The 20,577-nt window shown below is 42.8% G+C and carries 20 protein-coding genes; 13 read left to right on the forward strand and 7 right to left on the reverse strand.

Annotation, left to right across the window (positions count from 1 at the left end; translation table 11 throughout):
* Positions 1–597: 597 nt before the first annotated feature.
* The 6 genes from F6K49_RS18755 to F6K49_RS18780 all read left to right on the forward strand — a co-directional run bounded on the left by F6K49_RS18755 (position 598) and on the right by F6K49_RS18780 (position 4,545).
* Positions 598–774: a hypothetical protein gene (locus tag F6K49_RS18755; protein ID WP_293021672.1), complete on the forward strand. Its 177-nt coding sequence runs from the start codon at positions 598–600 to the stop codon at positions 772–774.
* Positions 775–895: 121 nt separating this feature from the next.
* The gene (locus F6K49_RS18760; protein WP_075904719.1) at positions 896–1,102 is read left to right on the forward strand and encodes a hypothetical protein; all 207 of its coding nucleotides are present in this window, start codon (positions 896–898) and stop codon (positions 1,100–1,102) included.
* A gap of 5 nt (positions 1,103–1,107) precedes the next feature.
* Positions 1,108–1,236: a hypothetical protein gene (locus F6K49_RS18765; RefSeq protein WP_293021670.1), complete on the forward strand. Its 129-nt coding sequence runs from the start codon at positions 1,108–1,110 to the stop codon at positions 1,234–1,236.
* Between the two features lie 287 nt (positions 1,237–1,523).
* Positions 1,524–3,191 (forward strand): CTP synthase, encoded by a 1,668-nt coding sequence (locus F6K49_RS18770; protein WP_293071710.1) that lies wholly within the window; start codon positions 1,524–1,526, stop codon positions 3,189–3,191.
* Between the two features lie 616 nt (positions 3,192–3,807).
* Positions 3,808–4,227, forward strand: a complete 420-nt coding sequence (locus F6K49_RS18775; protein WP_293021668.1) for a hypothetical protein — start codon at positions 3,808–3,810, stop codon at positions 4,225–4,227.
* A gap of 153 nt (positions 4,228–4,380) precedes the next feature.
* The gene (locus F6K49_RS18780; protein ID WP_293021667.1) at positions 4,381–4,545 is read left to right on the forward strand and encodes a hypothetical protein; all 165 of its coding nucleotides are present in this window, start codon (positions 4,381–4,383) and stop codon (positions 4,543–4,545) included.
* A 131-nt stretch (positions 4,546–4,676) separates the two neighbouring features.
* Here the strand turns inward: F6K49_RS18780 and F6K49_RS18785 are convergent, their stop codons facing one another.
* The 4 genes from F6K49_RS18785 to F6K49_RS18800 form a co-directional block, all read right to left on the reverse strand.
* On the reverse strand, positions 4,677–5,522 hold the full coding sequence (locus tag F6K49_RS18785; RefSeq protein ID WP_293021665.1) for a metallophosphoesterase: 846 nt from the start codon (positions 5,520–5,522) through the stop codon (positions 4,677–4,679).
* Positions 5,523–5,722: 200 nt separating this feature from the next.
* The gene (locus F6K49_RS18790; RefSeq protein ID WP_293081041.1) at positions 5,723–7,735 is read right to left on the reverse strand and encodes a hypothetical protein; all 2,013 of its coding nucleotides are present in this window, start codon (positions 7,733–7,735) and stop codon (positions 5,723–5,725) included.
* Between the two features lie 6 nt (positions 7,736–7,741).
* Entirely contained in the window at positions 7,742–7,870 is a 129-nt protein-coding gene (locus F6K49_RS18795) for a hypothetical protein (RefSeq protein ID WP_293021661.1), read from the reverse strand.
* A gap of 354 nt (positions 7,871–8,224) precedes the next feature.
* The gene (locus F6K49_RS18800; RefSeq protein ID WP_293021660.1) at positions 8,225–8,914 is read right to left on the reverse strand and encodes a glycosyltransferase family 2 protein; all 690 of its coding nucleotides are present in this window, start codon (positions 8,912–8,914) and stop codon (positions 8,225–8,227) included.
* An 844-nt stretch (positions 8,915–9,758) separates the two neighbouring features.
* Between F6K49_RS18800 and F6K49_RS18805 the strand changes: the two genes are divergently transcribed.
* From F6K49_RS18805 to F6K49_RS18820, 4 genes are all read left to right on the forward strand, one after another.
* Positions 9,759–10,958 (forward strand): glycosyltransferase, encoded by a 1,200-nt coding sequence (locus F6K49_RS18805; protein WP_293021659.1) that lies wholly within the window; start codon positions 9,759–9,761, stop codon positions 10,956–10,958.
* A 163-nt stretch (positions 10,959–11,121) separates the two neighbouring features.
* Entirely contained in the window at positions 11,122–12,810 is a 1,689-nt protein-coding gene (locus tag F6K49_RS18810) for a glycosyltransferase family 39 protein (RefSeq protein WP_293099050.1), read from the forward strand.
* Between the two features lie 184 nt (positions 12,811–12,994).
* Positions 12,995–13,741: a sulfotransferase family 2 domain-containing protein gene (locus F6K49_RS18815; protein WP_293099053.1), complete on the forward strand. Its 747-nt coding sequence runs from the start codon at positions 12,995–12,997 to the stop codon at positions 13,739–13,741.
* Positions 13,742–13,823: 82 nt separating this feature from the next.
* Entirely contained in the window at positions 13,824–14,732 is a 909-nt protein-coding gene (locus tag F6K49_RS18820) for a CoB--CoM heterodisulfide reductase iron-sulfur subunit B family protein (protein ID WP_075904680.1), read from the forward strand.
* Positions 14,733–15,008: 276 nt separating this feature from the next.
* Here the strand turns inward: F6K49_RS18820 and rpmA are convergent, their stop codons facing one another.
* Both rpmA and rplU read right to left on the reverse strand, forming a co-directional pair.
* Positions 15,009–15,281: a 50S ribosomal protein L27 gene (gene rpmA, locus F6K49_RS18825; RefSeq protein WP_070395797.1), complete on the reverse strand. Its 273-nt coding sequence runs from the start codon at positions 15,279–15,281 to the stop codon at positions 15,009–15,011.
* Between the two features lie 362 nt (positions 15,282–15,643).
* Positions 15,644–16,081 (reverse strand): 50S ribosomal protein L21, encoded by a 438-nt coding sequence (gene rplU, locus F6K49_RS18830; RefSeq protein ID WP_293021651.1) that lies wholly within the window; start codon positions 16,079–16,081, stop codon positions 15,644–15,646.
* 355 nt (positions 16,082–16,436) lie between these two features.
* Between rplU and F6K49_RS18835 the strand changes: the two genes are divergently transcribed.
* The 3 genes from F6K49_RS18835 to F6K49_RS18845 all read left to right on the forward strand — a co-directional run bounded on the left by F6K49_RS18835 (position 16,437) and on the right by F6K49_RS18845 (position 19,387).
* Entirely contained in the window at positions 16,437–17,846 is a 1,410-nt protein-coding gene (locus F6K49_RS18835; RefSeq protein WP_366514201.1) for an alanine/glycine:cation symporter family protein, read from the forward strand.
* A gap of 50 nt (positions 17,847–17,896) precedes the next feature.
* Positions 17,897–18,331, forward strand: coding sequence for a universal stress protein (locus F6K49_RS18840; protein WP_293021649.1), 435 nt, complete (start codon positions 17,897–17,899; stop codon positions 18,329–18,331).
* A gap of 243 nt (positions 18,332–18,574) precedes the next feature.
* The gene (locus F6K49_RS18845; RefSeq protein ID WP_293099055.1) at positions 18,575–19,387 is read left to right on the forward strand and encodes a carbon-nitrogen hydrolase family protein; all 813 of its coding nucleotides are present in this window, start codon (positions 18,575–18,577) and stop codon (positions 19,385–19,387) included.
* A 93-nt stretch (positions 19,388–19,480) separates the two neighbouring features.
* Here F6K49_RS18845 and aroF read toward each other — a convergent pair whose 3' ends face one another.
* Complete coding sequence (aroF, locus tag F6K49_RS18850; protein ID WP_293099058.1) at positions 19,481–20,545, reverse strand: 3-deoxy-7-phosphoheptulonate synthase; 1,065 nt, start codon at positions 20,543–20,545, stop codon at positions 19,481–19,483.
* Between the last annotated feature and the right edge of the window lie 32 nt (positions 20,546–20,577).

Here is a 20,577-nt window from a genome sequence, read left to right on the forward strand (position 1 = left end):
CAACTCCTCAGTTTGATAACTGATACAATTGTTTCAACTGTAACTCCCAAACCAACTACGAACAAAGGATCTTTTCCACATCTGCTCATCCTTTTGTAAACAAATATTAATTTCGCCAGCCGTATCAATTATGGGGGACTTTAACTCAATTTCCCCCCAAAGTTGGGGGGCTAGGGGGGCGAAAATTGCTGTAAATGCACTTTGCCCACTGACAGGATTAACGTATCCAAGGATGATTGAAGTGGATAAAGTAGCTAATAAACAGAATAATAGACCCATAGCAATAAGTAAAGTAGTTTTTCAATGTTTTAGGGGGCAGGGAATCGGGAATCGGGAATCGGGAATCGGGAATCGGGAATCGGGAATCGGGAATCGTAGGAAAGAGCCATGCAGCGAGGTCTTGGGTGTCCCCTCATTAGCGACTGTATCAATAAGCTCCGAAGGGTTTTTGATGTTATGAGAAATTAGCCAGATTAGACCTCTTGCAAAAGTATTTTTATGATAGTGTTTACGTCAATTCTTGTCCACTGTTCCCTGTTCCCTATTCCCTGTTCCCAACAACTGCCGCGAAGTCTATTGTTTATGACCTATTTATAAATGCTATACAGCGTTTTTCATAACTATAAGCTATCAAGGTACACAGGATTTTTTCCCTATTCCCTATTCCCTGTTCCCTGTTCCCTGTTCCCTACTCCCTACTCCCTACTCCCTACTCCCTATTCCCTATTCCCTACCAGTTTTTTACAAAACTTTTCCAAATATGTTATAATATAAGTTTTTTTATGCTATAATATAAAAGTGGGCGCTGAGACGCCCGGAGTCAAGAGCTAGCCCAACGAGAGTGCAATATCCACGGGCTAGCTCTGGCTCCCTTACACAAGGAGATAGTTTGATTATGAGTTATTCTGAACGCCTTCACCCGTGGGTGGTCATTAGGCTGTTACCCGAAATGCAGCGGATAGTCGTTGCTCGCTTCCGAAACCGGTCGGATGCAGAGGGACATTTATGGGCCCTGAAACGATTAATGCCTGATGCCGAATTTATAATTGTTTTTGATGTCGGTAATCTAGACCTCGGTAATCCAATGGATGAGGAATCCTAGGGGTTGTGCATCGATCAGCCGTCAGCCGTCAGTGGTCAGCAGTCAGCGGTCAGTGGTCAGCAGTCAGCGGTCAGCGGTCAGCGGTCAGCGGTCAGCGGTCAGCGGTCAGCGTGGCACAGGCTTCGACGCTGTGAGTTAAGCCATAAGCTGTTCGGGTAGCGCGTGGCACAGGCTTCGACGCTGTGAGTTAACCCATAAGCTGATTACTGATTACTGATTACTGATTGCTAATTGCTGATTGCTGATTCCTGATTGCTGATTACTGATTAATGATTGCTGATTGCTAATAGCTGATTACTGATTGCTGATTGCTGATTGCTAATAGCTGATTACTGATAGCTTAGCAGCAGCAAACAACTCTGGTGTAGTATGGCACAATGAACCAGATAAATCTCTATCGCGCTACTATATTAATACTATTATGACTAAGTTTGTCTTTATTACTGGAGGCGTTGTATCCAGTATTGGCAAGGGGATTGTTGCTGCTAGCTTGGGACGTTTACTCAAATCCCGGAACTATTCCGTTTCCATTCTTAAACTAGACCCCTATATTAACGTAGATCCGGGCACCATGAGTCCCTACCAACATGGAGAAGTGTTCGTAACATCAGACGGTGCTGAGACAGATTTAGATTTAGGTCACTATGAACGCTTCACAGATACCTCCGTCTCTCGCCTGAACAGTGTCACGACTGGCTCGATTTATCAAGCCGTAATCAATAAAGAACGTCGCGGTGACTACCAGGGGGGGACAGTGCAGGTGATTCCCCACATTACTAATGAAATAAAACAGCGCATTCATCGAGTTGCCCAAAATTCCAATCCTGATGTATTGATTACAGAAATTGGTGGCACATTAGGGGATATTGAATCCCTACCGTTTTTGGAAGCAATTCGTCAATTCCGTAAAGATGTCGGGCGCAATCAAGTCCTTTATATGCACCTGACCCTATTACCTTGGATTCCTGCGGCTGGAGAAATAAAAACCAAGCCAACCCAGCACTCCGTAAAGGAATTGCGTGCTATCGGGATTCAACCAGATATTTTAATTTGCCGATGCGATCGCGCTTTGCCACCCGGATTAAAAGATAAAATATCAGCATTCTGTGATGTACCAGTAGAGTCAGTTATTTCTGCACAGGACGCCAGCAGTATCTACGAAGTCCCCCTAATGCTAGAAAAAGAAGGACTGGCCCAGCAAACCCTAGAGTTATTCCAGATGGAGCAACGGGAACCAGATTTAACCCAGTGGCAGAGGTTAGTTGAGCGTCTGCATCATCCCACTCACCACCTTGAAATTGCCATTGTTGGTAAGTATATCAAACTAACCGATGCCTATCTATCCGTTGTGGAAGCTTTGGAGCATGCTGCGATCGCAAAAGATACCAAAATCAAAATACACTGGGTTAGTGCTGAGGATGTAGAAGCTTACGGTCCTGAACCCTTCCTAAACGGTTTTAACGGTATCCTTATTCCTGGAGGCTTTGGGATTCGGGGAGTAGATGGCAAAATTGAGGCAATTCGGTATGCTAGGGAAAATCAGATTCCCTTGCTGGGCTTATGTTTAGGGATGCAGTGTTCTGTAGTTGAATGGGCAAAGCACATAGCCCTCTTAGAAGATGCCCATAGTGCCGAGTTTTTCACTGATATCAAGAATCCCGTCATTCATCTATTGCCAGAGCAACAAGATGTAGTGGATTTAGGCGGTACCATGCGTTTAGGGCTATACCCATGCCGTATAGCACCTAATACTCTAGCATCTTCCCTCTACCAAGAAGAAGTCATTTATGAGCGCCACCGCCACCGGTATGAATTTAATAATGCTTATCGCAACCTATTTTTAGAAACAGGTTATGTCATTAGTGGTACTTCTCCCGATGGTCGCCTCGTGGAAATGATTGAATTGAAACAACACCCCTTCTTTATTGCCACTCAGTTCCACCCAGAATTTAGCTCCCGTCCCAGTCATCCCCATCCATTGTTTGTAGGATTTGTGCAAGCTACCATTGACAAAGGACAGGTTAAACAGTCTAGTACTAACGGCAGTACTAGCCAAAACCAGCAATCCGTTGCGGAAGTAAGCTCTTGAGTATGTGATGTCACAAATGTCGCAGATTAGGGTATTAATGACATCATGCCGGATAATTACCCTCGATCAAAACATGATTCCACAGAAATTATCCGGCTCTGAGGAATAAAGCCCTGAAATATGACTTAGCTTGATCAGCCCCTAGGCAAAAGTGAAGTACCCCAATCTACTTCGTGTCGGTTGGGGCTTCCAACTTTCGCTCAATTCAGGGACAGTCTTAAGAGAATGAAGAATTAATAATTAAGAATTAAGAATGAATAATTAAGAATGAATAATTAAGAATTAAGAATGAATAATTAAGAATTAAGAATTAAGAATCCAATTCTAAATTCTAAATTCTAAATTCTAAATTTTTCTTATCCTGGTTAACTATTTATCCTTTAATAAATAACTAGTAACCAGTAACCAGTGTTAATTAACAACAAGTAACCAGTAATCTCAATAAGAAGAGCAATCCTAAATGAATTGTGATCATTTTTGTTCCCTGTTCCCTATTCCCTGTTCCCTGTTCCCTTTGCTAAAGTGATTAACTCGAATCGTTCGCGTAGCTTGGCCTTTGGCCATCGAATTGGTAATTGCTAGTATTACCAACCCATTATTTCAATAAGGAGGTTTTGTGAGTTACTGGATAAAAGTTAATTACGATCATCGAGAATATGTCATTGATCTGGACCGACTTAGTACATTCACCCATGGTCCCAACGGAAAAATAACCTTCTGGTTACCCGATAGTACTATCCCCATTATTGTCAACCGTCAAAATGACCCAGACGGTTATCAACGAGTGGTCAACTACATTCAAAAGTTATCAGCACGATCACCTTCAGGTTTTTGGATTACATTCAATTACGAGCGTCATGATTATATCCTTGACCTCAACAAAATCAGTAGTTTTTGTCACTACCCAAATCAGAGATTAACCTTTTGGTTACCTGACAGTTCCATGCCCATCATTATTAGCGAACAAAAATATCCAGAAATTTATCATAAGATAATAGACTACATTGAACAAAAAACTGGCTACCTACTAACGTAATTATAGAATTAAGAATTAAAAATTAAGAATTAAGAATTGAGAATTGAGAATTGAGAATTAAGAATTGGGAATTAAGAATTAAGAATTGAGAATTGAGAATTGAGAATTGAGAATTGAGAATTGGCAATTCCGTAAGTATTCAGCTATCAGCTAATGCCCTACGCGAACAGACAGTTATCAACTTATGCACTACGGGCACGCTGTCTTGATGCAGTCGCTCATGGGGGGAACCCCCAAGACCGTAATGGTGCGTTTTCCGTAGGCGAATTAAATTCGCCACGGGTCGCACCTCTGCATCGCTACTTGAGGTGCTTTTGAATAAAATAAGCTCTTCGCGCAGCGTGAGCTTTAGGCTCACAGCTGAATGCTTACCTAATTCCCCATTCTACATTCTTAATTCTTAATTCTACATTCTTAATTCTACATTCTTAATTCTTAATTCTACATTCTTAATTCAACGTAATTACTGTAACTTCTGGTGGACAAAATAGACGACCTGGCCAATAAGTTCCTAAACCACGATTAGTATATAACTGGTTTCTACCGATCCGATGTAGACCCTCGGACCATTCCCAATGGTTAGTTACTTTTGAACATACTTTCAAATAGGGTATCCAGGGCTGCACAGATCTAGGAATATACTTCCGGATAGTTTTCAAAAATGCTGGCGCAGGTCCGATTCCTGGAATCACAATCTGACCACCATGGGTATGACCAGACAACTGCAAATCCACTCGCCAACGCTGTAATATCTCCGCAGTATCAGGGTTGTGGGATAAGACAATCCGGGGTGTTTTGGGGTCAAGTTGATTGAGCACTGGACCAGGATTGAAATCACCAGACCAAAAATCAGCAAGTCCTACTAGAGGTAATTGTGCTCCAAACGGATAAGCGATCGCATTCCACAACACCTTCACACCAATCTTAGTTAGAGCCTGAGTAATTGTTGCTTTTGAATGACGCCAGGCTAAATCATGGTTACCCAGTATAGCATAGATTCCATGGCGACTTTCCAGGTACTTCAATCGCCGCGCTAGTAGATAAATAGGAGTCGGGCTATTGGTTACGTAGTCGCCAGTTAAGACGACTAGATCAGGTTCAGCTTGATTAGCGGCTTCAATAGCGTCAGCTAAGATATTTCCTGGTAACTGCTGTCGATCATAATGTAAATCGGATAGTTGTACAAGTTTTGTGCCTCGCAATGACGTAGGTAAATCCGCGATCGCAACTGTGATTTTTTCTACCCTTAAGGGTTCTGAAAATATCCAATTCATCCAGCTAATCAAGAGGGTCATTAAACACTTGCTTCCAGCATAGCTCAGCCATACTACTATCAACTAGATGAATTAAGCTATCAGCTATCAGCTATCAGTTATCAGCTTAAGCGCTACTTGAGATGCTACTTGAGGTGCTATCAGCCGTGACCAAGGCTGACGGCTGACGGCTGACGGCTGATAGCTTAAAATCTAATTTAGAATTACGGAGAAAATCAGGATTATTTTTGACTAAGGAAAATTTTGACCTTGTCTTTTGACCAGCCTTGGGTATAACTTCTATTTTGGTAAGTTATCTGCTCGCCTTGGTTAGTTTGATCAGGTTCAGGTTTAGTTGAAAAAATTGCACAAGGAATAAATTTGCTATTGTTGGTGGAAAGTTCAGACTTACTGGCTGATGCATTCTTAACATTTATATGTTCAATTATCACTGGTGAATCAGTCTGTTGTTGTAACAGTATCCATAATGGGTATTCCCAGTCATTGTCACCTAAATACATGCCAATATCTGTACATTTATTACTTTTCAAAACATCAATAGCACCGAGGTAACCTAATCTGATTCGAGACCTACTGTTAAAATATTGCTCAGTACGGCTAGTGTTGAAAATACCGTTAGCGCCGACAAGAGGTCGTTCTCTACCAGATAATGCCCATGGTAATGATGTGATGATCAGAACCACTGCTATAACATTGGCAACTTGACGTAGCTTAATTTGGGACAATACTATTCCGACTACTGCAGACAAAAGTAAGAAAATTGGCAAATGAAGCCGACTGTTCCACCATTGCCATTTCAACAGGAAACAAAATAGTATAAATATGCTAATAATAACAGCAATATAACTGAGTATATAGCGTTGCTTTCGACCCTGTCGTTGGATGAAACAAGCGATGATAGAGAAAACAATTAAAACTAGATGAAGGGTGTTGCTGGTGTTGTTTTCTGTAGCATTAATTCCCAGAGTTGATAATCCACCAGGAATCCCAAACTTTCCGATATAGGTGGTGCGGGGGTCACTAATATCTACACTTAAAACGAGATGGAATAAATTAATTATCTTATTAGATATAGCATTAATAATCCCAATCGGTGTTCCCAGGTGAAGACCAATATTTCTCAAAATATTGGAGACTAAGACTGACGTTGTAAAAATTTCATTAGTATATCGTAGTTCTTCTGAAGCCGTAGCAATTGGAGTGCCATACAAGTCCAAGTTACGGATATAGTGACCAAGATTAATTAAAATAACAATAATCCCTACCGCTAAAATTGGCTTCCACCATCGCCAACCTAGGCGCTTAATCATGATCAGTGAAAACCAGATAAATAAGGGGAATGTATAAATATAGGCTGTTGCTTTCGTCACAATAGCCATGCCCATGGTAGCACCAACCCCTACTATATTAATCCAGCTAACTCTGGATTTGAGAGTCAAAATAATAAAGTAAGCCAAACAAATCACCCAGAACGAAACCACATAATCATTCTGGGTACTTGACCCTTGTAGGATTCCCATCGGAATAGTCGCAGCGACGACAGCAGCAAAAATCTGTCCTCGTATAGTCGCTCCCAGTTGTTGAGCAATCAGAGATACCCCAATCACGCTACCAATCATACTGAACCATTGGACAAGATTAGCTAAGCGATCGCCCCCACTCAGGAGTTGAAAATGCATGATCGTAAATTCAGCCCAAGGGTTTTGGTAAAGCTGTCTGGGAATATGGGTAGGATAATGGGCAACACTGTGATGCTGCATCCAATGAAGCACACGACTCATGTGGTAAGTCATGGAATCCCAGGTGTTGGGAGGCGCAACGATAGCAGTTAAGCCTACGATAGCGACCAGAAATCCTATACCTCCAAGTAAGACCAGTAAAAAACCAGAGATTTGGTCATTCCTATCCCTTGGGTTTTGCCCGTTTGTGGAGGGTGAGCTTTGCCCAATCCCATTTTGCCCAATCCCATGTTGTGAATCTTGGGTGAGGGTGACTCGTCCTGGTTTAACAGTCCGAAAGTAGGCAAAAATCAACGTCAGACTCAGTAAACCCCAGATTCCCGCGATCCAACCCCAAGTAATTAACTTAAATAAACTTAAAACTTCAGTAATAAAGGTTAATAAGACTCCCCAAGTAATAGCTGCCCACAATAGGGAACTACGCCAGCAATAATTGTAACGATAGATGAAGAGAAATAAAACAGTGAAGGTAATCAGAGGGAGCAAAGCCAACATAGTTATTCAAAGGGAATAGGGAATAGGGAGTAGGGAGTAGGGAGTAGGGAGTAGGGAGTAGGGAGTAGGGAGTAGGGAGTAGGGAGTAGGGAGTAGGGAGTAGGGAGTAGGGAATATGGGATCAAAAATTATCACAATTCATTTAGGATTGCTATAGTTAATTAATTTATTGTTAATTTATAGTAATTTAATTAAGGGAGTAATATCAAATCTGGTGGACTACTTATCCTATCTCTTCTGGGGTAATGGGTACTTGACAATTTCCTATTATCCATTACCGTAACCCAAAAATCCAGGGACTATTTGGTAAGTGATTAGTAAGCATTCAGCTAATGCGCGTAGCCCATTAGCTGCTAGCTGATAGCACCTCAAGTAGCATCTCAAGTAGCGCTTAAGCTGATAGCTGACGGCTGAATGCTTACCTTACAACCAAACTGTTTTTGGCCACCCGAGACGCTAAAAACCGATAAGTTATTTTTTAACTACTTCCTAATGAAAAAGATTGTATTTTAAGATACAGAATATTGCCCGAAACCCATCCCTCCAGCCAATTTTTTTCCCTTCTTCGTAAGTGCGACCATAGTAAGATATTCCTACTTCATAGATGCGGCATTTCTTTTTGGCAACCTTAGCAGTAATTTCCGGTTCAAAGCCAAACCGAGATTCTTCGATTTTGATAGATTGGATAATTTCACGCCGGAATGCCTTATAGCAGGTTTCCATATCGGTAAGGTTAATATTGGTAAACATATTGGAGAGCATGGTTAAAAATTTATTGCCCACCATATGCCAGTAATACACTACCCGATGGGGACCACCGCCAGCGAAACGGGAGCCATAAACCACATCCGCTTTGCCATCAATAATCGGCTGCATTAACAAGGGATATTCCTGGGGATCGTACTCTAAATCAGCATCTTGAACGATTACGATATCTCCAGTAGCCAAGCCAAACCCAGTCCGTAACGCAGCTCCTTTACCCCGATTCTTGTGATGATAGACAACATGGTCAATTTGGGATTCCAGTGATGACTCTAAAATCTCTCTAGTGCCATCGGTTGAGTAGTCATCGACAACAATAATTTCGCACTCTTTAACCGCAGATGCTTTGACAGCGTCAATAACATTGGCAATTGTGTTGACTTCGTTAAAACAGGGTATTACAACACTTAGCTTCATAAGCTTAAACCTTAATAATAAGCAAATAATTTGATTAGCTTAAAAATTTACATAATCTTTACATAATCCCCGCCTAATTCCCCTAGCCTTTGGTTAACTAGAGAGTTTGAGGCACTAAACACATCACGAAATCTTTACATAACGTTAGTTACATAAAGTTATGGGAAGTTTCCCCGTGATTAGATGGGATTGAACCCTCAAATTCAGGGCAAGACCAGGATTGATAGACAGGTTTGAGGTTGACTACTTGACACCCTGAATAAATTAGTATAATTCTACTGTAGGATTATAAATAGATCAACTAAATAGAGCAACTACTAAACCATTACGCTCAAGCCTGATTGGGGAGTCGTTGCTCATTACTCATTAGTATTTTGGTAAGCATATGCGCTACGCGCACGCTGCTTGAGGTGCCGTCAGCGGTCAGCCGTCATACTTTGGCTGATAGCTTGTAGGGTGGGCAAAAACAGTTTGCTTATGCGTGAGTATTCTAGATTATACTACTTTGCCCACCCTACTTTAATTGGTCTGATAGCTGATAGCTGATAGCTTGTAGGGTGGGCAAAAACAGTTTGCTTATGCGTGAGTATTCTAGATTATACTACTTTGCCCACCCTACTTTAATTGGTCTGATAGCACTGATAGCGCGTAGCGCATATGCTTACGTATTTTGACTAATGACTGATAACTAATGACTAATCAGTAAACTAATGACTAATGCCATAGGCTTGATAGCACTAGGTATTAGGCGCGCTAGACATTAAGTACTAACACCATTAACCCAAAACCTAACAGCTAACATCTAACACCATTAACCAAACAAAATCCCATCATCCTAGAGAGTATGTCTTTGGATACCAGTAATGACTACACAAAACCAGAAGAATCTGACCTTGGTGATTCTTCCTTATCCTTGGTGATTCCCACCTATAACGAGAGTAGAAACATCGGGGAGCTAATTAGAATCCTGAGCAATTTGCTCGATGAAGCAATACCAAACCAATACGAACTGATTGTAGTAGATGACGATAGTCCCGATCGTACCTGGGAAATCGCCCAGGCTCTGATGTCGGACTATCCACAGTTACAGGTAATTCGCCGTCAGCATGAAAGGGGGTTATCTACAGCAGTTATTCACGGCTGGAAAGCAGGTACTGGAAAAATTTTGGGGGTAATTGATGGGGATTTACAGCATCCACCAGAGATATTATTAAAACTTTTGCTAGCAATGGAGGATGGAGCCGATATAGCCATTGCCAGTCGTCATGTAGACGATGGAGGTGTTAGTGATTGGAGTGTAGTCAGGCGTTTCTTATCCAGAGGTGCTCAACTTTTAGGATTATCGATTTTACCAGAGGTTATCGGTCGTGTCTCTGACCCGATGAGCGGTTATTTTATGGTACGCCGTAGTGCCATTCATGAAAAAGACCTCAATCCTCTAGGGTACAAGATTCTAATTGAAGTGCTAGCTAGGGGAAAAATTGGCCGGATTGCAGAAGTTGGCTATGTATTTCAAGAGAGACTCTCAGGAGAGAGCAAAGTTACCTGGAAACAGTATGTAGACTATATTAGACACTTACTCCGGTTAAGGTTTTCTCTCGGAACCATTGGTCAACTTAGAAAACACATTCCCTTCCCTTTAAAGCGGTTTATTCGTTTTGGCTTAGTGGGATTCAGTGGCGTATTTGTGGATATGACTGTGCTTTACTTACTCCATGACCCTGCTACTTTGGGTTGGGGACTCACCCGCAGTAAAATTATTGCTGCTGAAGCGGCCATTATGAATAACTTTATTTGGAATGATGCCTGGACATTTAGGGATATAGCCAGTCAGCAGTGGGGATGGGGTAAGCGCTTGAAACGGTTTTTGAAGTTCAATCTTGTCTGTTTGATCGGTTTGTGCCTGAATGTGCTGTTGTTGAATCTGTTGTTTAATCTCCTGGGAATTAACTATCTGATTGCAAATGCTATTGCGATCGCAGCAGTTACTTTCTGGAATTTCTGGATTAATCTAAAGCTCAACTGGCGAGTGACCCAAAAATAACGATAACCGCTTGACTGTTGACTGTTGACCGTTGACTGTTGACCGTCAACAGCAAAGGGTTTTAGGGAGTAGGGAGTAGGGAGTAGGGAGTAGGGAGTAGGGAGTAGGGGTAATAAAATTGAATGTACTACATAACAATCAATATCATCTATGGTAAACCTCTATGGTAAACAAATTGCATAAAAGTCGTAGATTTACATCAACTTGGTTAGGGGTTTTAATTGTTATCCTGTTGATGCTAGGGATAGTGTTTAGATTCGTCAATCTTGACCAAAAAATATACTGGATTGATGAAACATTTACCTCCCTAAGGATTTCTGGTTATCGATTGTCAGAGATGATCCCAGAAATTTCCAAGGGGGATGCGATCGCTATTAAAGACTTACATAAGTATCAGCAGACAAATCCGGAAAAAAATATGATTGGTACGATTAAGGGATTAGCGTTTGAAGAACCTCAACATCCCCCATTATATTACGTAATGGCGCGATTTTGGGCGCAGTTATTTGGGAATTCAGTAGCAGTGAGGAGAAGTTTTTCAGCTCTGATCAGCTTGCTGATGTTTCCTGCTATCTATTGGTTATGTCAAGAATTATTCGAGTCGTCCTTGGTGGGATGGGTAGCTATGGCCTTAGTTGCCGTTTCTCCCTTTCAGGTTTTGTATGCCCAAGCAGCAAGACAGTATGGCTTATGGAGCGTAACGATTTTGCTATCAAGTGCAGCACTGTTACGGGCAATACGCTTAACTAAACCAAGAAACACCACCAGTAAGATTAAAGACATCCTACACTTTATCTCTACCTGGGGAATTTACGCCCTCACGTTAGTGACAGGATTTTATACCTTTTTATTTTCTATCTTAGTAGCCATCAGCCATGGCATCTATGTACTGGTAACAGAACGGTTCCGCTTCAGTAAAATTATTGTTTACTATGGGCTATCATCGTTAATGGCTTTGATGGTATTTGTACCTTGGTTACTGGTTTCTAACAGTAACCTTTCTAAGGTATCCAGCAAAACCAAATGGGCACTCAAAGAAGTTCCTTTATCATCATTAGCCCAAACCTGGCTGATTAATATTAATCGGAGTTTCTTTGATCTCAACCAAGGCTTAAATTTACCCAGCGTACTGGTCTCTGTAATAATCTTAATCCTAGTCGGCTATGCCATTTACTTTCTCTGTCGTCATAGTCCCAAACGAGTTAGTCTATTCATCTTGACATTAATTGGAGTTACCGCCTTAGCCCTAGTGCTACCGGATCTAATTTCCGGAGGCAAGCGTTCTAGTGTAACTCGCTATCTAATTCCCTGTTATCTTGGTATTCAGCTAGCAGTTGCTTACCTATTTACTAACAAAATAACTAACAAAGTAACTAGCATTTTTCAGGGAGTATGGCAACAGAAGCTATGGCGACTCGGAATGATTTTGCTACTGTCTGGTGGAATTCTATCCTGTGTGATCAGTTCTCAAGCGGAATTTTGGTGGAACAAGTATACTAGTGCTAACCATACCCAGGTAGCAGCAATTATTAACCAGGCTGAGCAACCCCTCTTGCTGACAAAAAGTATGGAAGTGATATCGCTATCTTATCTTCTTGACCCCAAAGTCAAGTTTTCCTGGTTAAGCCAGAAATCCGTAAAGATGCCTAATGGCGAAAAAAGCAAACAGTTAATTATCCCCAAAAATACCGATGAATTCAGTGATGTATTTTTATATAATCCATCTAGGGAGTTGCGACAAAAAATCGAGAAACAATACAACTATAAATCAGAAATTATTGGCAAATGGAACCATAAACTTGAACCAACTTACGAAATTAAAACGTTTCTGTGGAAACTAGTAAAAGAATAAACTAGTAAAGCCATAAACAGCTTTACCAACCAACTTCGTATCGATTAGCACTTACGCACTACGACCTTTAAAACCCAGTTTTTGGTGATAAATCAAAGGCTGAAATCGGTGTAGTTAGGTTAAAAAACTGGGTTTGCGGCGTAAGTCTTGTTTATAATAACCCTAGAATAACAGGAGCTTGCTCATGGCAATGATTTGCCGTAAATACGGCTTACTCTACCTGATGGCACCGCGAACTGGTTGCACAGCAGTAGAAGATGTCCTGGAAAAAAAGCTAGAAGGCGAACTAGTCCCCCCCCAAGACATCCTAGACGCCAACGGAAAATTTTTGATGCACAGAAGACATCATTCTCTACGAGAGATGTTCAGACGGAATCTTTTGACAGAGGAAGAAGCAGCATCTTATCTAAAATTTAGTTGTATTCGCAACCCCTTTGACAGTCTAGCTTCCGACTATGTAAAAAGAGCCTCAAAATACCAACACTTTATCGCTGAGTCCACGTCATGGGTTCACCGTCTACCGGGTTATATAGAAGACATGGAATTTTGCAAAACCCATTCATTTAATGATTGGATTGAGAAACACTATGGTTCTATTTACGGCAATGGACTGAAACGAACCGTTCAATCCCTGGTTCGGAATACTAATCGAAACCGACTTAAACAGTTTGTAGGTCTTCCAGCTGAACCGTATACACTCTATGGAAGCTATACCAAAGGTATGGATACTGTGATGCGTTTTGAAACCCTTCAGGATGATTTTGACAGAGTCCTGGATAAAGCTGGAGTGCCCTTCAAAGTCGAAATACCAGTGATCAACAAAACCGAAGAAAGAAAGACAGACTATCGAGATTACTATAATGAGCGATCGCAAAAAATTGTGCAGTACATTTTTGACGAAGAACTAAAGCGCTACGGTTACGAATTTTGAACAAGCTAGTAGCGGTTAGGGCATGAGCTGTTACCCTTGAGCTGATCTCTAACCGTTTTAAGGCGATTAAGTATAAATTACTATGCCATCTGCTACGCTCAAATATGCCTATTTCCCCGGCTGTGTTGCTCAAGGAGCCTGTGGAGAACTATACCAATCTACGTCAGCTTTAACCCAAGCGCTAGGGATTGAACTGATTGAGTTGAAAAAAGCTGCTTGTTGTGGTTCTGGAACCTTCAAAGAAGATTCCCAACTCCTAGAAGACACTGTTAACGCTCGCAACATCGCCCTAGCTGAGGAGCTGAATCTACCCCTGTTAACCCATTGCAGCACCTGTCAGGGAGTAATTGGTCATGTAGATGAACGTTTAAAGGAATTCCAACAGACCGATACCACTTATGTGCAAAAAGTGAATGGCTTGCTGAAAAAAGAAGGCTGTTCTCCTTACAAAGGCACTACGGAAGTCAAGCATTTACTGTGGGCATTGGTGGCAGATTACGGCATGGAAGCCCTAGCAGCACAGGTCAGTCGCAAGCTCACTGGACTCAAATGTGCTGCATTCTATGGTTGTTATTTGCTGCGAGCTCAGACATCCATCCCCTACGATGACCCAGTGCATCCAGAATCCATGGAAACTGTATTTCGCACCGTAGGAGCAACACCTGTATATTACCGAGGTCGTACTCAATGTTGTGGTTGGCCAATTTCTAGTTATGCCACAGAACAATCCTTCAAGATGGCAGGGAGCCATATTCAAGAAGCCTTGGATGCTGGTGCGGACTGCATGGTGACCCCTTGTCCGTTGTGTCATCTTAATCTGGATTCCCGTCAACCGGAGGTAGAAAAGGTGATTGGGCGTCAGTTAAGGTTACCAGTACTGCATTTACCCCAGTTAGTTGCCCTAGCCCTAGGGGTTAGTCCAAAGCAACTGGGTTTAGAACGGCACGTGGTTTCGACCGCACCTGTACTAAAGAAGTTGGGGCATACTTGACTAGTTATAGCGCTACGCGCAAGGGCAACAGGCAAGAGGCAAGAGGCAAAAGTTTACTACAAAAGCGTTTCAGCTTCTATCAATGTCCTAACTTTAATGCGTAGTGCTATATCATATCCCTTATCGGGTAATGGGTAATTGGTAGTTAACGATTACCCATTACCTTTTCTCTTTGCCAGACAGAAAAGCACCCCCGAGGGGGTGCCTCATCAGTTACCATCAACAGCAGCCAACTGCTGATGGAGGGATTTCAGTCTCAACTATAAACCGTTGTATCTAAGCTGATGCTTCGGTTTCAACCGGGTAAACGCTGACTTTTTTTTGGCTTTTACCCCTTCTTTCAAAAGTGACTATGCCATCAGCTATTGCAAATAGGGTGTCATCACCACCGCGACCAACATTGGTACCAGGGTGAAACTTAGTACCTCGCTGACGTACCAAAATGTTGCCAGCCTTGACAAACTGACCACCGTAGCGCTTGACCCCTAGGCGTTTGGAATTAGAGTCACGACCGTTACGAGTACTTCCTGTTCCTTTCTTATGAGCCATAATGTTCCTTTATATTTCAGTGTTTGTACGGGAATTTTGAGGGAATTTTGCCCTATCCACAGGTCTGAAAGATAAAAATAACATACCTATCAAACTGCAGAGGATGGGAATCACGCTCCTAGGGTGTGTCTTCTTGCCTCGGAGATCCCCCGTTGGTCCCCCTTAAAAAAGGGGGACTTTGACTATGGCTCCCCCCTTTTTTAAGGGGGGCTGGGGGGGATCTAAATCTTGCGGAAAACTTTGAAAACACGCCCTAATTAGTTTCCATATTAGTTTCCATCCCTACCGCTATGGCATAGGGGGTTTCCACTGGGGAGCTGATCCAAGCATCCTTACCCATCATCTAAACTATTCCGGATTAACTATTCCGGAGCAGTTTCAGCCGTTTCCTGAGTTGCCGGTGCTTCAGTTGCTGCTGCTTCAGGGGCAGTTTCTGCTGAGACTGGTGTTTCCTCTGCTTTGGACACCGAGGCGAGCACAGAACCATTCATACTAATAGCATCAATCATCAGACGGGTTTTTTCCTGTCTGTGTCCCCGCTTCTTACGGGTTTTCTTCTTGGGCTGCATTTTGTAGACGATGATTTTGCGATCGCGAAAGTGTCGCATCACCGTTCCTTGTACGGTTGCTCCTTCAACTAAGGGCTGACCGATGCTGATTTCACCATCATGATTAACGAACAGGACTTTGTCGATGGTGACATTTTGCTCTGGTTCAACGTGCAGTAATTCGATGTCGTAAAAGCGACCCGGTTCGACTCGCAGTTGCTTGCCACCAGTTTCGATAATTGCGTAGGTCATGGATTTGTTTTTCTAGAGTTGCCGTACAGGTAGCTGGTTAGTGTTTGTTCCGATGGATAGGATTTCTTGCTTGTGCCAGCTTTTGTTATGCCTTCACCTGATCCGAGCAGGAATCGACACGTAATCTATTATTATCTTTGATTAGTTAGTCTTTGTCAAGACCATAACCGTGAATCTTGACAGCAAATCTAGCACTAGGGTAACCTTACTACTGATTAGATTTGGTGTCCAGTTTTTGGTAAGTCCTGGTAAATTTGTAAAGAAGTATTGCTAAAAGACGTTGACACTAGATCCTATTTTTTTGAATTTCCCCACTCTAGCTCTAGCAGCAAACAACTCGGTTCTAACTAACCTCATCGCTATTGTTAACCAAATCTTAAATGGCATATCCAATGTACTCTTCTTTAGCATCAGTGGTATGCCACTGATTGTCTTGTGGCTAGTCTGTGGTAGCCTATTCTTCACCTTCCGGATGAACTTCATCAACATCTGGGGATTTCGACACGCCATTGACATAGCCTTAGGCAAATACGAGCAACCCAACCAAAACGGTGAAATCTCTTCCTTTCAAGCTCTATCAACTGCCCTATCCGCTGGTGTTGGACTCGGTAGCATTGGCGGTGTTGCTTTTGCCATCAGTATCGGAGGACCAGGAGCTGCGTTATGGATGACCCTTGCCGGGTTATTGGCCATGAGCAGTAAATTTGTAGAATGTACCCTGGCTCAAAAATATCGAGTGGTCAGACCAGACGGAACCATAGCTGGTGGTCCAATGTATTACCTCTCGGCTGGTTTAGCGGAAATGGGATATCAAAAACTCGGCAAAATTGTGAGCCTCGTATTCTGCATCTTTGCCATTGCTGGGTCATTTGGTGGTTCAAGCATGTTTCAAGCTAACCAATCCTTTGAAGTAATGGCCAGCGTAGTCCCCTGGCTGATTAATCGAGGCTGGGTTTATGGCTTAATTATGGTTGGCCTAGTGACATTGGTGATTATTGGTGGCATTCAACGTATTGGCTTAGTGGCTGGTACCATCGTACCCGTCATGTGTGGGATCTACATTTTGACATCCCTCTGGATTCTGATTGTCAATTTTTCCAGCATCCCATCTGCAATCGAAACTATTGTGACAGAAGCCTTGTCTCCCCAAGCCGTTGAGGGAGGTTTGATTGGGGTGTTAGTACAGGGATTAAGGCGTTCAACCTTTACTAATGAGGCAGGTATTGGTACATCTGCCATTGCTCACGCCGCTGCCAGGACTGAGGAACCAGTGCGGGAAGGCATTATAGCCCTACTCGAACCTTTTATTGTTACTGTGGTCATCTGCAATATGACTTCTTTAGTAATAGTCATCACTGGAGTATACAAAAATTCTGAGTTTGCTGAGTTCGGTGGTGCCGAAATGACCGCCGCTGCTTTTGGTAGTGTCATTAGTTGGTTTCCCATCCTCCTTGCCATATCTGTGTTCTTTTTTGCTTTCTCTACCATGATTTCATGGAGTTACTATGGTGAAATCTGTTGGGATTATTTGTTTGGTTCGAGAACTTTGATTGTCTACAAAATATTATTTTTGATCACCATCTTTATTGGAGCTGTGGCTAACCCAGAAGCAGTCATTAATTTCAGTGATAGTATGCTTCATGCTATGGGTTTACCTAATCTTTTCGGTGCCTATTTCCTCTGTAGCAAAGTAGCCACTGAACTTAAAGACTATATGGATCGCTTGAATTCTGGGAAAATAGTTCCCGTAACTCAATCTTCTTAGAAGATTAGTATTTATAATATTTTTAAAGAAGCCATAGGAGTCAATAATCTATGAGCTTATTTGCCACCGACCGTGTACTTGTACCCATTGATTTTTCTGAAACCTCCTTTGAGGCTTTAGAAAAAACAATAGACTTTGTCAAGGATGCATCTCATATATACGTTATCCATGTTCTCCCCCCTCTCAACCCTGCTGAACCGGGAGTGATGTGGCGTACAGTAGATAGCCAGACTCGTAAATCCCATGTGGAAAAGGTACTTTCTGACAGATTCAAGGAACCTCAATACGAAGGAATCCATGTCAACATCAGCATTGGCAATCCTGCCTCAAACATCATCGACTACGCCAGGGAACAAGCCATTGATCTGATTGTGATCCCATCTCATGGCTACACCGGTCTGAAACGATTTGTTTTGGGGTCAGTAGCTGAGCGAGTCGTTCGATTTGCCCACTGTCCAGTGCTTGTGCTGCGACGGGAAGTCTGACAGTGATTAAATTTTTTTAATTTGGTTTGGGTCATTCTGGGGAAAATATAGTAAATGAATTTAATACCAAGTTGCGGTCCAACCTAAAACTTTCTGTTCTCCCAATCTCCCAATCTCCCAATCTCCCAATCTCCCAATCTCCCTATCCAAGCAATCTACTATCTTTGAATGCAACTGAATGCAACTCGGTATAATATCTGTCTTAATATGTTTCTATCTTGAAAACTCTACCTTTGAATCATAATGAAGTGCTATCTTGCAGCTGCCATTCAAATGACTAGCTCCCCTGACCTAGAACAAAACCTAGTCCAGGCAGAAGAACTGATCGACCTAGCCGTGCGTCGTGGTGCTGAGCTGATCAGTTTACCGGAAAACTTTTCTTTTCTTGGTACAGAGGAAGACAAAATTACCCATGCTGATGCGATCGCAGAGCGAAGTGAACAATTCCTCAAAACTATGGCGCAACGGTTTCAGGTCACGATCCTTGGTGGTGGCTTTCCGGTACCAGTGGGTAGTAGTAAAGTCTACAATACTGCCCTACTCATCGGTTCGAGTGGCAATGAACTAGCTCGTTACCATAAAGCTCATCTATTTGATGTTAACCTCCCTGATGGGAATACCTATCGAGAATCAGAGACAGTTAAAGCTGGAACTGAACTACCCAAGGTCTACCCGTCCCCAGAATTCGGCAATTTGGGACTGTCTGTGTGTTATGATGTCAGATTTTCGGAACTCTACCGACACTTATCCCAGAATGGAGCGGATGTATTGTTTGTGCCTGCTGCCTTTACCGCCTACACTGGCAAAGACCATTGGCAAGTTCTGCTCCAAGCTAGAGCCATCGAAAACACCTGCTATGTGATTGCCCCAGCCCAAACTGGTCGTCACTATGCCATGCGCTACACCCATGGTCATGCAATGATAGTAGACCCTTGGGGGGTAATCTTGGCAGATGCTGGAGACACACCAGGAGTTGCGATCGCAGAAATTGACCCAAACCGTCTCCAACAAGTGCGCCAACAGATGCCTTGTCTAGAACACAGAGTCTTTGCTTGATTAGTTCTTAGTTATTAGTTATCAGTCTTAATTAACCTGAGTTCTGGATCAAGTTGATAATGTCGAACTCAGGTAATAACTACAAAATAACTACTAATGACTAGCAACAGCCACAGCAGATTGAGGCCAACGCCCTACGGCTTCACCAATGACCGCCAATTCTTTCACCAACTCATCAAACCGATTCGGTGTCAAGGATTGTGGTCCATCAGACAGGGCTTTAGCGGGGTTGGGGTGAACTTCGATCATCAACGAGTCAGTTCCAGCTGCGATCGCAGCTTTTGCCATAGCTGGAACATATTCAGACTTCCCTGTACCGTGACTGGGGTCAATCATAATCGGCAAGTGAGTTAGGAGTCGTAAGACTGGCAGTACTGAAAGATCTAGGGTATTCCGGCTGTATTTACGGTCAAAAGTCCGAATTCCCCGTTCACAAAGAATCACATTAGAATTGCCCGCTGCTAGGATATATTCAGCAGCCATCAACCACTCATCAATAGTTGCTGACATGCCCCGCTTCAGGAGTACTGGCTTATCTTGAGCTCCGACTTTTTTCAGTAGAGCGAAATTCTGCATATTACGGGCACCCACTTGCACAACATCTGCTACCCTAGCGATTTTATCCACATCAGCGGTGTCCATCACTTCAGTAATGATGCCCAACCCAGTTTCTTCCCGTGCCTTGGCTAGCAAATCCAAGGCACTTTCCCCATGACCCTGGAAGGAATAGGGGGATGTCCGGGGTTTGTAGGCACCTCCCCGCAAGAACTTAGCTCCTGATGCCTTAACCCTGCGTGCTGTTTCGACGATCATCTCCTCGTTTTCTACGGAGCACGGACCAGCAACAATCACCAAGGGATGGTTTTCACCGAAGACCACTGGCCCATTCGGCGTTGGCACTAGTACCTCACTGGCTTCCCCATGACGATACTCACGGCTAGCTCGTTTAAACGGTTGCTCTACCCGCAGTACCTGTTCTATCCACGGACTAATTTCCTGAATTTGTAGGGGGTCTAAAGAAGCGGTGTCACCGACCAGACCCAACACGACTTTATGCTTACCAACAATTTTTTCTGGAGTCAGCCCCCATTGACTAAGTTCCTGGCTAAGGCGAGTCACCTCGACTTCTGGAGAGCCTACCTTCATGACTACTATCATAAAAAAAATCCTCGTGAGTTTATAAACCCCGC

Source organism: Moorena sp. SIO3I6, from assembly GCF_010672095.1.